The 14257-nt window shown below is 35.3% G+C and carries 12 protein-coding genes; 7 read left to right on the top strand and 5 right to left on the bottom strand.

What is annotated here, in order from left to right; translation table 11 throughout:
• The 4 genes from A9G24_RS06335 to A9G24_RS06320 form a co-directional block, all read left to right on the top strand.
• On the top strand, nt 1-1662 hold a 1662-nt coding region (locus tag A9G24_RS06335), incomplete at its 5' end, for a hypothetical protein (RefSeq protein WP_176701170.1).
• A gap of 74 nt (nt 1663-1736) precedes the next feature.
• Nucleotides 1737-1940 carry a hypothetical protein gene (locus A9G24_RS06330; RefSeq protein WP_065638273.1) on the top strand — a complete coding sequence of 68 codons (204 nt, stop codon included), beginning with the start codon at nt 1737-1739 and terminating at the stop codon, nt 1938-1940.
• 301 nt (nt 1941-2241) lie between these two features.
• A complete protein-coding gene (gene cspE / locus A9G24_RS06325; RefSeq protein ID WP_065638272.1) occupies nt 2242-2451 on the top strand; it encodes a transcription antiterminator/RNA stability regulator CspE in 210 nt (69 codons plus the stop codon).
• A 167-nt stretch (nt 2452-2618) separates the two neighbouring features.
• Nucleotides 2619-2897 (top strand): DUF5339 domain-containing protein, encoded by a 279-nt coding sequence (locus A9G24_RS06320; RefSeq protein ID WP_065638271.1) that lies wholly within the window; start codon nt 2619-2621, stop codon nt 2895-2897.
• Between the two features lie 17 nt (nt 2898-2914).
• Here A9G24_RS06320 and A9G24_RS06315 read toward each other — a convergent pair whose 3' ends face one another.
• The 3 genes from A9G24_RS06315 to A9G24_RS06305 all read right to left on the bottom strand — a co-directional run bounded on the left by A9G24_RS06315 (nt 2915) and on the right by A9G24_RS06305 (nt 6043).
• Nucleotides 2915-3430, bottom strand: coding sequence for a thermonuclease family protein (locus A9G24_RS06315; protein WP_081303109.1), 516 nt, complete (start codon nt 3428-3430; stop codon nt 2915-2917).
• 204 nt (nt 3431-3634) lie between these two features.
• Nucleotides 3635-4156: a bifunctional 3-hydroxydecanoyl-ACP dehydratase/trans-2-decenoyl-ACP isomerase gene (gene fabA / locus A9G24_RS06310; RefSeq protein WP_065581835.1), complete on the bottom strand. Its 522-nt coding sequence runs from the start codon at nt 4154-4156 to the stop codon at nt 3635-3637.
• A 114-nt stretch (nt 4157-4270) separates the two neighbouring features.
• Complete coding sequence (locus A9G24_RS06305; protein ID WP_141671999.1) at nt 4271-6043, bottom strand: AAA family ATPase; 1773 nt, start codon at nt 6041-6043, stop codon at nt 4271-4273.
• Nucleotides 6044-6232: 189 nt separating this feature from the next.
• Here A9G24_RS06305 and A9G24_RS06300 point away from each other — a divergent pair, with 189 nt between their 5' ends.
• Nucleotides 6233-8005, top strand: a complete 1773-nt coding sequence (locus tag A9G24_RS06300; protein ID WP_065638270.1) for a DUF3413 domain-containing protein — start codon at nt 6233-6235, stop codon at nt 8003-8005.
• Between the two features lie 37 nt (nt 8006-8042).
• Here the strand turns inward: A9G24_RS06300 and lipA are convergent, their stop codons facing one another.
• Entirely contained in the window at nt 8043-9002 is a 960-nt protein-coding gene (gene lipA / locus A9G24_RS06295) for a lipoyl synthase (RefSeq protein WP_065638269.1), read from the bottom strand.
• Between the two features lie 10 nt (nt 9003-9012).
• Entirely contained in the window at nt 9013-9633 is a 621-nt protein-coding gene (gene lipB / locus A9G24_RS06290) for a lipoyl(octanoyl) transferase LipB (protein ID WP_065638268.1), read from the bottom strand.
• Nucleotides 9634-9994: 361 nt separating this feature from the next.
• On the opposite strand from lipB, the gene aceE reads away from it, so the two are divergent.
• Nucleotides 9995-12661: a pyruvate dehydrogenase (acetyl-transferring), homodimeric type gene (gene aceE / locus A9G24_RS06285; protein WP_065638267.1), complete on the top strand. Its 2667-nt coding sequence runs from the start codon at nt 9995-9997 to the stop codon at nt 12659-12661.
• A gap of 12 nt (nt 12662-12673) precedes the next feature.
• Nucleotides 12674-14242, top strand: a complete 1569-nt coding sequence (aceF, locus tag A9G24_RS06280; protein WP_081303107.1) for a pyruvate dehydrogenase complex dihydrolipoyllysine-residue acetyltransferase — start codon at nt 12674-12676, stop codon at nt 14240-14242.
• Nucleotides 14243-14257 lie beyond the last annotated feature (15 nt).

Genomic DNA, 14257 nt, shown 5'->3' with positions numbered 1-14257 from the left:
ACAGCACACAGCACACAGCACACAGCACACAGCACACAGCACACAGCACACAGCACACAGCACACAGCACACAGCACACATTTTGAACAATTCCCAAAGTTAACTGTACAATACAACTATCATCAATCTTTAAGTATCTTATTCCACTTTTTTAATCATCGGGCGTTTAGTCAAATTTTATCGTTTATATCGCCAAATTTAGAAAATAAACGTTATATTTCCCGAACAATTTTGGCATTATTAGGATTAGTTATATCAAATAATGCTTTATCAGCATTAACAGCTGCAACAGTGAAAGAGATTCATGGTAGTGCGCCATATTTAACATTTGATAATGGCGTGACACATGCGAATTCCATTGTTCCTTTATTGTCGATTACATTGCCTGGCAATAGAGTTGTAAATGCATCCAAAGATACCTCAAGCATGGAAAATCCAATCATGTTAGATAAGGTATCAGCAACCTTTGCAGATATAAAAACATTAGTGTCATTTAAAAATTACCCAAATGAATTAACCGATAATGTTATTGAGAATAATGGTTATTGGAAAGATGATGATGGTGATATTATTCATGGTAACGGAATGAGTAAGCTAAAAATTAAATGGGAAAATATAGAAGGGCAAGATATTACTGATTATGTGAAGCACAATGCCAATAGCTTACTCAATGGGTGTGATGCACCTTATAAATTGACGTTAGAAGTTGGGGATATGAGTATTGAAACAGAATATGGCATACCATCTCAAGGAGGTCATTTTACGGGAGGAAAACATACCTATTTCCTTTATCCAAAGGTGGATAAACCTAAGTTTTGTTACGCAAAACCAAATTTAGAGTTTGATTTTCACTCGGGTAAAATCCCTTATGATGGAGCGATTTCTTCTATTAACGCAGGAAATGGCGAGTGGAATAAGCATAGGGGGTTTTATGCTTATAATCCAGCGAATCCAGGGGCAAACTTTCCAACCACAGGCTCTCATAATTTATTTTTTTACTTGAGTGTTGCAGGAATGAAAGCACAAGAATTTATTAATACGAATGGTGATACAATTTCCAAAGGAGGAGTAACGCTCAAATTACATAGGGAAAATAGTTCTCCTACTGGTTTAGTCAAAATTACCTTAACGGGCCCAAGTTTAGAAAATCCCGGAGCTTTTACACCTTCGACATTTTATTGGCGAGATGCAAATAATCAACCATTATATAGTTTTAAGCTTGAGCGTTGGTATGTAGCTAAAAAAGGTGGTGGTGCAGGTGGGTATCAAAATGCAGTAGCATTTTGTAATCACTTTAATGGTGGTGGGTATCGGATAATAAAAGTACTTGATTTTACTAATGGAAGAGCCAGTAAAGTCAACTGGCAAATAGGTATAGTTGAACCGTTTTATCTGAGAAAAATTAGTTATAAAGCGAATGGTTATTGGATGGGGGGATTACTTAGTGAATGGGGGCGTATGACACAGCTTTACTATAAAGACAGTGATTGGGAATATTTTCGTGTTGGCGATCCTGTTTGGGGAGATTCTAGAGCCGCTTATTGGACTTCAGATGATCAAAATCATTGGAACTATAATTATGTTGTAGAGGCCAATACTGGTGGTATTGGTGATAGAGCTCATTCGGATCAAGACTATAGAGTAGCCTGCGTTACTCCTTAATTGTTATTTATGTTTTGAACATACATTTAATTGTAACTATTTAGCAGGAAAAGTCTCTATCTTCTGCTAAATAGTTGGTCGCATCAAATACAGAAATTACTGATAAAGAATTAATTATTTTACAAACATTACTGAGTTTTATTGTTAAAACCGAGATTATGCTAAAATATTTAATTGGTATCGTTGTTAGTGCAACTGGAAAGATTCTAGCTTTTTGGTTAATATTTATTAATGAGTTAATTGATGGCTCTGTTAAATATGGATTATTAAGAAAATAAGCTTTAAATTTATAATGTTATGTGATTGGATTAACAATTATTGATTGTTTTATTTGGGAGTGACTAATAAATCTTTTAAAAGATTGCTTGCATTAGTAAACTAATTATGAGTAAATAGACCCAAGCATACGACATGCGGATTTATTTTGTAACATTTAGATATATGTAGTTTGTAGTTTACGATGTCTTAGAGATTAGTTTTCTTCAGTATCTTCTTCTTAGTGTTAATGAGTAATCTAGGTTTTATGTTTTTGAATATAGCCTTAGTGGCTAAGATTAATTTATTTATAGGAAGATTATTATGTCTAAGAAAACTGGTCAAGTTAAATGGTTCAACGAAAGTAAAGGTTTTGGTTTTATTTCTCCTACTGATGGTAGTAAAGATGTATTTGTACATTTTTCGGCAATTTCTGGTGATGGATTCAAAACGTTAGGCGAAGGTCAACAAGTAGAATTCTCAATCCAAGACAGTCCTCGTGGCCCTGCGGCAGCAGATGTAACCATTATCTAAGATTTACGCCTTATCTTTTATTATCTTATCAGTAAACATTTACTGGTAAGATGTTTAGTTATTAGACTTCCCGCCTTAAATCCTTTATCATTAATTAGTTATTTTATAACATAGATTATTCTCATTTTTAATGAGGTCATGAATAAATATATGATACAAGGAAAATAATGAAAAAGTTAGTATTATCTATTGCATTATTGGGTCTTTCGTCGGTTGCTATGGCTGATTTATCTCAATCATGTAATGCTTATTTTGATAAAGTTGACAGTATAGTGAAAGCTATCCCTGAAAATACTGCAACAAAGCAACAAACCAATATGATAAAACAAAATTTAGAAAACGCTAAACAACAAATTTCTTCAATGCCAGAAACTGAACAAGAATCAGCTTGTAAACAAGGCATCAATTTACTTAAACAAATTGATGCAATTTTAATTAAAAAATAAGTGTTCTATAAGCCAATTTATCGTTGATTATGACGAAAATCCCAAGGGGTTATTGGGTATTTATCTTTCCATAGCCCTTTTTTGTTTTGTTTTGCATTTTCCTCTAATTTTACCATTATCTTGTTGTCAGCGATCCCTTTATAACGATAAGCCCAAGCGTAACCACTTTCTACCATTTTGGCATTGATATTCACCTTATTAAAAAAGATAGTACCTAAAGTTCTTTTATAGATATCTTTTTTATTTTCTTTAACAAAAACATTTTTACCCGCAATGAGTGAGGCTAAATGTTCTCGTGATGCATCACCAAAGGCTTGCCCTCTTTCTGGTGCATCAATATCAAGTAATCGAACACGAATTTTTTGCTTTTTTACCGTCAAAATATCTACTGTGTCTCCATCAATCACTTTGACAACTTTACCACTGAAATCGGCATAAGCTAGTGTATTTGATAAACAAAACAAAATAATAAAAATTAATAAGTGTTTTAAAAAATTCATGATAAATAAAAAAGGTATAATAATTTGTAGCATTATACATTAATTATTAAAACTTACGACATTGTGATGATATTTTTACTTGATAGTTAGCCGTTTATTTCATGACTACTTATGTGTTTACACCATGATGAGCAAAATCTAACTTAGCAATGATAAATTATTTTTAATAAGAAAATAGCATTATATTCAGCCACACTTATATTGTGTATGGCTGATTGAGGTAGAGAGACTTTTAAATTAAAAAGTATTGGTATCTTGGAATAAACCTACTTTTAAATCAGATGCTTGGTAAATTAATTTTCCATCAACAAAAACTTCACCATCACCAATACCCATAATTAATTTACGGTTAATTACGCGTTTAAAATGGATTTTATAAGTCACTTTTTTATTCGTTGGTAATACTTGTCCGGTGAATTTTACTTCACCAACACCTAAAGCTCGTCCTTTACCTTTACCGCCAATCCAGCCTAAATAAAATCCCACTAATTGCCACATAGCATCAAGTCCTAGGCAGCCAGGCATAACTGGATCGTTTTTAAAATGACATTTAAAAAACCATAAATCAGGATTAATATCAAGTTCCGCCTCGACAAAACCTTTACCAAAATTACCACCGTTTTCATTCATCTCGATAACACGATCCATCATTAACATTAAATCAGATGGTAATGGAGGACCATCATGGCCAAATAGTTCATTATTTCCTGATTTAATTAAATCTGCTTTATCGTACGATGATTTACGTTCAAATGTCATAAAAAAACCTTTTATTTAATATAAATTGAAACATGCTTAAAAAAATTGAAAGTTACCTAGTTCTTATTTATTCCATAATGAATAAAATTTTGGGCTAAAGTTTATTGGGTATTGTTACTTTTTGCAATATTTTTGCCATTTAGTTAGCCAACTATCTTGTTTTTTGTCTTGTAATAATGCTGCCTGCATACGTGCGTGAATTAATTGGTAAAGATTGATATTACTTTTATCTTTATACGGAATACCTGTAAGCAAATAAAGAGCATCGGCAATATGTTCAACTGTCCATATTGAAAACTTCTCTTGTTCAATAGCTTCAATGACTTTATCACTTAAACTTAGATGGCGTTGATTGGTAGCTGGTATGATCACTCCTTGTTGACCTGTTAAGCCTTGATGCTGACAAACGGCAAAAAATCCTTCAATTTTTTCGTTAACACCACCAATTGCTTGAACATGACCAAATTGATCCACTGAACCGGTTACAGCCAATTGCTGATCGATAGGTTGCTGAGATAAAGCGCTAATGATTGCACAAAGTCCGGCAAGTGAAGCACTATCACCATCAATTTCACTATAAGATTGCTCAAAAACCAAAGAAGTCGAAAAAGGTAATTGGTGATTAAATGCAAACTCAGACATGATAAAGGCCTGCATTATCATCATTCCTTTTGAATGAATATTACCGGCTAATTCTGTTTTGCGTTCAATATCAATGAGTTCACCATCGCCAAAATGAATAAGGCAACTTAAACGTGTCGGTTCGCCGATAGCTTTTGGATGTCCAGGATATTCGATTACCGATAAACCATTTATTTGTCCAACGACTTGATCTTTCGTATTAATCATTATTTGATTACTAAAGATTTCATCATGCACTCTATCTTGCAAATAATCTTCGTGCCATGACTTTTTCTTTATCGCAGTTGTAATCGCTGATTCATCTATTACATTATTTTGCATAAAGTAAGTTGCATTGACTAATAATGAATTAACCCAATCAACAGACAAGGGGAGGTAATATTGGTCACCAGTATAGCGAGTTGCTACTTTGTAAATTTTTGCTATAGCCGAGGTATCAATATCGGGTAATTGCTGTTTATGGGCAATAAATTTTAAGTATTTAACCCAGTGTTCAAGTTGTTCAGATGATTTAATCTGTAATTCATTTTCAAATTCAGTGTAAATAGATGTTGAATAAAATTCAGGTTCGAAATCTTGTAATTCAGCTAAACTTAATCTATCCCCGACTAAAATAATACGTAAATCAAGTGGCATAGGCGGAATAGATAAGGGTAAAGGATGAGATTCGTCAGATGAACTCCACTCAAATTCTTGTTTTATGACCATTTGCTTTAGCTTTGTCCATAGCGATGGTTGGCTAAGTAACGAGCGAAGACCTAAAATTAAAACGCCACCATTAGCACGATGAACAAGGCCTGCTTGTAATTTAATTGGACCATGTTCAGGTTGTCTAACACAACCAAAAAGTTTTTCAGTATCAACAGAAGAGGCAAATAAACAATTGTCTTGAGCTGCAAAATTATCTTGCTTGCTTTTCGCTTTGGTTAGTGTAATTTTACTTTCGCTAAAAAAATAACTATAACCGAGCGGGGCTGGTGATAAATCACATTTAATGGCTTGCCTTAGTAAATCAAAAAGAAGCTCACTTTCAGGTGCTTTAAGCAATATAAAACGTGGGCTATAACATTCTCTTTTTGGGGAGCATAACAGGGATAAAGCAGATGCAGCGCGAGGTTGCCACATGAGTAAATGTTCTGATTTTTCTGATGCTAATACTGTTGAAGTATTCGTCGTGTTTTTGCGTTTAGAAAAATAAGATAAATCAGGTTGGATTTGTTGTGCGTTGAGTTGTGTAATGGCCAAAATTATTGTCTTTTTGTTAGCTTATTTCATCTTGAAATTATAACAAGTATCCGAAGTATCGCCAACAGCTTACCAAAAGCTTTATGCTAACAAATAAAAAATTTACAGAAAGATTTTTCAAAATCAGGTAAACTAAGTCAAAATTTATTGTTTATTTAGCTTCACTATCACCATTATCAACGACTAAACATGCTCAAAATCAAAAATACTTACTTCAAAGACGATCGTGCCTCACAAATTGTTAGCTGGGGGCATTGGTTTACGTTGTTTAATATTTTTGTTGTAATTTTGCTTGGTAGTCAATATTTACTTATTGCAGATTGGCCTCGTACTTTTATGGGACGGTTTTATGCAATCATTAGTGCTATTGGCCATTTCAGTTATTTGACCTTTGTTGCTTATTTAGTTCTACTTTTTCCGTTAAGTTTTTTTATTCATTCGTCTCGATGGCAAAGGATTATTGCAACGATCTTTGCAACAGTCGGTATTTCGTTACTGATTATTGATATTGAAGTTTTTTCGCATTTTAGAATGCATCTTAATTTGTCGATTTGGCAATTATTCTCATCGCAAAAAGTTTCTTATTTAAGTACGGTATTTATTGCCATTCCCTTTGTTTTATTGATTGAGATTTTATTTTCATTATGGAGCTGGAAAAAACTACGTAGCTTAAATAAACGCAAATGCTATGCAAAACCAGTAGTGATTTTTTTTATTATTTGCTTCGTTGCCTCACATTTGATCCATAGCTGGGCTGATGCTAATTTTTATCGACCTATTACCATGCAACGCTCAAGCCTTCCGCTTTCTTATCCTTTAACTGCTCGCCATTTTCTTGAACGATATGGCTTTATAAAAGAAAACGGTTATCGCGATCGTGTTGCTCAAGAAGGCAATCCTTTTGCGATGGCAATTGAATACCCATTAGGACGCCTTGTTTATGATAAACAACCGATAAAAAATAATGTGCTTATGATTGTTATTGATGGGTGGAATACAAATTTATTAACTAAACATATGCCTAGATTGAATGCATTTGCTCAAGATAATATTACCTTTACAAATCATTATGGTGCAAGTAATCAGTCATATTTGAATGACTTTTCATTATTTTACGGATTAGATCCTAACTACTATAATAGTATTTTAGTTGGACATAAACCTTCAGTATTGTTCGAGGTTGTGACTAAACAGCGCTATAATTTAGGTCTGTTTTCAGCAGACGGTTTTGCTGAACCTTTATATCGTTCTGCATTATTATCTAATTTTTCAATACCAGAGCCTAAAAAACAATCCAATAAACAAATAACCGAAAATTGGAGAGCATGGCATGAAGAACAGAATCATCTTGATAATCATGCGCCTTTATTTTCTATCATCCAATATTCGTTAGGTGATAAAAACAAAAAAATTGCGATATCTGATCTTCAAACTGAAGCTAAAAAGTTAGATCAGTATATTGAATCCTTAATTGCTTATTTAAGATTATCGAATGCTTACAATGATACGGTGATTATTATTACTGGAACGAATGATATTAAAATTGATGAAGTGAAAAAAATAGCACTACGCAATACAGGTAGTGATTTTAACCGTGCATCATTAAAAGTACCATTGATTATGTCATGGCCTAATAAAGAAAGTGCTCAAATAGCAGAAGCATCCTCGCAAACCGATATTATGTGTACATTAATGCAAGACGTATTTCATGTGACTACGCCACCACAGCAATATAATCAAGGAAGAAATCTACTTAAGGGAAAATCTAGACAGTGGCTCGTTGCGGGTGATGAAAATACTATTGCTGCAATTTATGATGATAAAACAGTGGTTTTAGATGCCTTTGGTCGTTCTAAGATTTATGATCCTAATGGTAAATTACAAAAAGGCGAAAAAATCAGTTTGCCGATCTTTTTACAAATAGTCACTGAAAATCGCCGTTTTATGGTAGTGGATAATTGATTTAACATCGAATAGGGCAATAAAAAGAGGGTGAAGATTACTTCACCTCTTTACCCATTGCCTGTAAATCAGCATGATAAGATGAACGCACAAATGGTCCACAAGCAGCATGGGTAAATCCCATATTTAATGCCATTTGCTTCAATTCTTCAAATTCTTGTGGTGACACATAACGTTCAACTGGTAAATGATATTTACTTGGTTGTAAATATTGACCCAGCGTTAACATAGTCACACCATGGCTACGTAAATCCTTTAATACTTGAATTAACTCTTCGTTTGTTTCACCTAGTCCAACCATCAACCCCGATTTTGTTGGAATTTCTGGATGCCGCTCTTTAAACCTAGCCAGTAATTTGAGGGATCCTTCATAGTTAGCACCAGGACGGATCTTTTTATATAAACGTGGGATATTTTCTAAGTTATGATTAAACACATCAGGTGGATTATTGCTTAACACTTCAATTGCTTCATTAATACAGCCACGAAAGTCAGGTGTGAGTGTTTCAACTTTTATATTTGGATTTAAGGTTCGGATTTCTTGAGTACAAGAGGCAAAATGACTTGCACCGCCATCTTTTAAATCGTCCCTATCCACAGAGGTTATAACAACATAGCGCAACTTCATCTCTTGAATTGTTTTAGCTAGTTTTATGGGTTCTTCGCGATCTGGTGGTAATGGTCTGCCATGGGCAACATCACAAAATGGGCAACGGCGAGTACAAATATCGCCCAAAATCATAAAAGTAGCTGTACCATGGTTAAAGCATTCAGCTAAGTTAGGGCAAGAGGCTTCTTCACAAACTGAATGCAATCCATGTTTGCGCATGGTGTTTTTGATATGTGCAATATTATCAGAGTGAGCAGATAACTTAATTCGCATCCATTCAGGTTTTTTAAGTGGCGTTGCATCTTCTAATGTGATTGTTGGGATTAAGCGTGTTTTGTCAGCATCACGATATTTTGAGCTTCTGAGTGTTGTTTCATTATTTTGCATATTGGGTATCTTAATACTTAGGTAGATGATTAATAAAATTATCGGTTAATCGTTGTTTAATTTCGTTGCGGTCAATATTTAAGACATAGTCTTTTAATTGTGTCATTTGTAATCCAGCATAACCACAAGGGTTAATGTTATTGAACGGGGCAAGATCCATATCAATATTTAATGCTAGCCCATGTAGTGTGCAACCTCGATTTATATGTAAACCGAGCGAACAAATTTTTTTATGATCAATATACACACCTGGAGCCTCTGCTTTGGTATAAGCTATGATACCATAGTGTGCTAAAGTTTGAATGACACTATTTTCTAAAAAACTTACCGTATCACGAATGCCGATATGGCGTCTTCTTAAGTCAATTAGGATATACATGATTTGTTGACCAGGTGCATGATAAGTAATTTGACCGCCACGATCAGTTTGAATAACAGGAATATCTGTACAATTTAATAAATGTTCAGCTTTACCCACTTTTCCTTGGGTAAATACAGGTTGATGTTCTACTAACCAAATTTCATCAAGTGTCTGTTCATGACGATTTTGGGTAAAGTCATGCATAGCTTGATAAGTTTGCATATAGGGAACAATATGTAAGTCTTGGACGATAACATTATTAATGCTCATGGTATTGCTTATTGTCATTGTTATTAACAAAAATTTATGAATATATATCAGATTTTACTACAATTTGACAACTTGTAGATGATTTCGGTATAGACATTCTAACTATTTTTTTGTATTTATTCATTAGTAAAATTTGTTTTTTATCAAATAACTAATACTGTTTTAAATATCACCATTGAAATAGTTGATTAATTTGATAGGAATTAACATTCTTTTCTAAGCTTTGGTTTGCTTTACTTTTTTTATGAAAATGGCAGACTTATGCGGTGAAACTCCATAATGCAGGGTTGTAATTTATATAGTTATTTATAGCTAAGGATAGCAAATACTGCATTTTTTTAAACAAAAAAGAGGTTTTTATATGTCGGATATGCAAGTGAATGATATCGATCCCATTGAAACACAAGATTGGCTCAAGAGTCTTGATTCAATTATTCGCGAAGAAGGTATCGAACGTGCACAATATATTATTGAACAAATAGTCAATAAAGCGAGAGATGGTGGTGTTCCACTACTTTTTGGTTCTTCAACAAGTAATTATGTCAATACTATCCCAGTAGAAGAACAACCTGCTTATCCTGGCGATTGGGAAATAGAACGCCGCATTCGTTCAATTGTTCGCTGGAATGCAATTATGATGGTGCTAAGGGCATCAAAAAAAGATCTGGAACTAGGTGGTCATATGGCATCGTTCCAGTCTGCTGCTACGTTTTATGAAGTTTGCTTTAACCATTTTTTCCGTGCACGCAATGAAAAAGATGGTGGTGATCTAGTTTATTTCCAAGGGCATATTTCACCAGGTGTTTATTCACGCGCATTTATTGAAGGTCGTTTAACCGAAGAACAACTTGATAATTTCCGCCAAGAAGTACATGGTAAAGGACTGCCTTCTTACCCTCACCCTAAATTACTCCCTGAATTTTGGCAATTCCCAACAGTATCAATGGGGCTTGGTCCTATTAGTGCTATTTATCAAGCACGTTTTTTAAAATATTTAGAAAATCGTGGACTGAAAGATACTTCTGAACAAACAGTTTATGCTTTCTTAGGTGATGGTGAGATGGATGAGCCTGAATCAAAAGGCGCGATCACCCTTGCAACGCGTGAAAAATTAGATAATTTGGTATTTGTTATCAACTGTAATTTACAACGATTAGATGGTCCAGTAACTGGTAATGGTAAAATTATTAATGAACTTGAAGGTGTATTTGCTGGCGCAGGCTGGAATGTGATTAAAGTTCTTTGGGGCGATCGTTGGGATAAATTACTACAAAAAGATAAATCAGGTAAATTAATTCGTTTAATGAACGAAACGCTTGATGGTGATTATCAAACATTAAAATCAAAAGATGGCGCTTATGTGCGTGAGCATTTCTTTGGTAAATATCCAGAAACAGCTGAACTCGTTAAAGATATGTCTGATGAAGAAATCTTTAGATTAAACCGTGGTGGTCAAGATCCAGCTAAAATGTTTGCTGCATTCCAACGAGCCAAAGAAACTAAAGATCGCCCAACTGTTATTCTTGCTCATACCATTAAAGGTTATGGTATGGGGGCAGCAGCCGAAGCAAAAAATATTGCTCACCAAGTGAAAAAAATGAATATGGATGGTGTGCGTCATGTTCGTGATTTCTTCAATATTCCTGTAACAGATGAAGCACTTGAAAAATTACCTTATATCAAATTTGAGGAACACACGCCAGAATACAAATATATTCATGAACGTCGTAATGCATTACATGGCTATGTTCCATCAAGATTAACCAAATTCTCTGGTACGATCTCTATTCCATCATTAAGCGAATTTTCGTCATTACTTGAAGCACAGTCAAAAGAAATTTCAACCACAATTGCGTTTGTCCGTGCACTTAACATCATGCTTAAGGATAAAGAATTAGCACCACGCTTAGTACCTATTTTGGCTGATGAAGCGCGTACTTTTGGTATGGAAGGCTTATTCCGTCAAATTGGGATTTATAATCCACATGGGCAACAATATACGCCACAAGATAAAGAGCAAGTTGCTTATTATCGTGAAGACGAAAAAGGTCAAATTTTACAAGAAGGGATTAATGAATGTGGTGCAACGGCTTCATGGTTAGCTGCTGCGACATCATATAGCACCAATGATTTCCCAATGATTCCATTCTATATTTATTATTCTATGTTTGGTTTCCAACGTATTGGCGATTTAATGTGGGCAGCTGGCGATCAACAAGCACGCGGATTTATGATCGGTGGTACATCAGGTCGTACAACATTAAATGGTGAAGGCTTACAACATCAAGATGGTCACAGCCACATTCAATCATTAACCATACCTAACTGTATCTCATATGATCCTGCTTATGCTTATGAAGTTGCGGTTATTATGCAAGATGGTTTACGTCGTATGTATGGCGAACAAGAAAACGTTTACTACTATATTACAACACTCAATGAAAACTATGCACAGCCTGCAATGCCAGAAGGTGCAGAAGAAGGCATTCGTCGTGGTATTTATAAACTTGATACTGTTGAAGGTCAAAAAGGTAAACCGACTGTTCAGTTATTAGGTTCTGGTTCGATTTTACGTCATGTACGTGATGCGGCTGACATCTTAGCTAAAAACTATGGTATTAGTTCTGAAGTTTATAGCGTAACATCATTTACTGAACTTGCTCGTGATGGACAAGATTGTGAACGATACAATATGCTACATCCAAGTGAAACACCAAAAGTGCCTTATGTTGCACAAATTATGAATAACAACCCAGCAGTAGTTTCAACTGATTATATGAAAATTTTTGCTGAGCAAATTCGTGGATTTGTACCTGCTGAAAGTTATCGAGTGCTTGGTACTGATGGCTTTGGTCGCAGTGATAGCCGTGAAAATTTACGCCATCACTTTGAAGTTGATGCATCTTATGTTGTTGTTGCAGCATTGGGTGAACTTGCTAAACGTGGCGATATCGAAGTTAGCGTTGTTGAAGAAGCGATTAAAAAATTCGAAATCAATGCTGACAAACTTAATCCACGAATTGCATAAGAGGTTGTTATAATGAGTATTCAAATTAAATTACCAGATATTGGCGGTGATGAAGTCGAAGTGACCGAAATTCTGGTTAATGTTGGTGACAAAGTTGAAGCTGATCAGTCAATTATGACTGTTGAAGGTGATAAAGCATCAATGGAAATTCCAGCACCACAAGCCGGTATTGTTAAATCTATTTCGGTAAAAATTGGCGATAAAGTCCAAACAGGTGTGGACATTATGGTCTTTGATGAACAGGGCGGTGCAGAGCCTGCGGCTCCAGCACAAGAAGCACCAAAAGTTGAAGTTGCACCAACTGCTGCTGCGAGTCAAACTGTTGATGTCAATGTACCTGATATCGGTGGCGACGAAGTTGAAGTGACCGAAATTTTAGTAAAAGTTGGCGATACTATATCTGTTGATGATTCGTTAATTACCGTTGAAGGTGATAAAGCTTCAATGGAAGTACCCGCAACCATTGCCGGCATCGTTAAAAGTATCACAGTGAAAGTGGGCGATAAGGTGAAAACAGGTTCCAAAATTATGGAATTTGAAACCACAACTAGTGCAGCGCCAGCTACTCAAACAGCGCCGGTTGCTCCAGCACCTGTTGCTGAAAAAGTCGCACCAGCGCCAACATCAGCGCCTGTATCATCAGGCAATGACTTTGTTGAAAATGATGCTTATGCGCATGCAACTCCATCAGTACGTCGTTTAGCGCGTGAATTTGGCGTAAATCTTGCTAAAGTCACCGCGACAGGTCCTAAAAACCGTATTTTGCGTGAAGACATTCAAGCCTACGTTAAAAACGCAGTTAAACAAGTTGAAAGTGGCGCTGCTGGTGGTGCATTACCTGGTTTATTACCATGGCCGAAAGTTGATTTTAGTAAATTTGGTGAAGTTGAAAGCCTACCATTAACTAAAATCCAAAAAGTATCAGGTGCAAATTTACACCGTAACTGGGTCATGATTCCACATGTGACGGAGTTTGATGAAACTGATATTACTGATTTAGAGGCATTCCGTAAGCAACAAAATGCAGAAGCTGATAAGAAGAAGCTTGACCTTAAGATCACACCTTTAGTGTTTATCATGAAGGCGGTAGCTAGCGCATTAACCGCGTATCCACGCTTTAATAGCTCATTATCTGAAGATGCTCAAACGCTAATTATCAAAAAATACATTAATATTGGTGTAGCTGTTGATACACCAAACGGTCTTGTTGTGCCAGTGTTTAAAGATGTTGATAAAAAAGGCATTGTTGAGCTTTCTCGAGAACTTGCGGCAATTTCTAAAAAAGCGCGTGAAGGTAAATTGACTGGTAGCGATATGCAAGGTGGATGTTTCACTATTTCTAGCCTTGGTGGTATTGGTACAACCTCGTTTACACCAATTGTCAATGCGCCAGAAGTGGGCATTTTAGGCGTATCTCGTTCTAGCATGAAACCAGTATGGAATGGCAAAGAGTTTACACCACGCTTAATGTTGCCTTTATCATTATCATTCGATCATCGTGTTATTGATGGTGCGGATGGTGCGCGCTTCTTAAGCCATATTGTTAACGTCTTATCCGACTTACGTCGTTTAGTGATGTAATTAAGGAGATCAAAT

The sequence above is a fragment of the Gilliamella sp. App6-5 genome, from assembly GCF_001690525.1.
GTDB lineage: Bacteria > Pseudomonadota > Gammaproteobacteria > Enterobacterales > Orbaceae > Gilliamella > Gilliamella apicola_H.
Note: the sequence above shows the minus strand (reverse complement) of the source record. Positions and strands in the feature narration are given on the sequence as shown.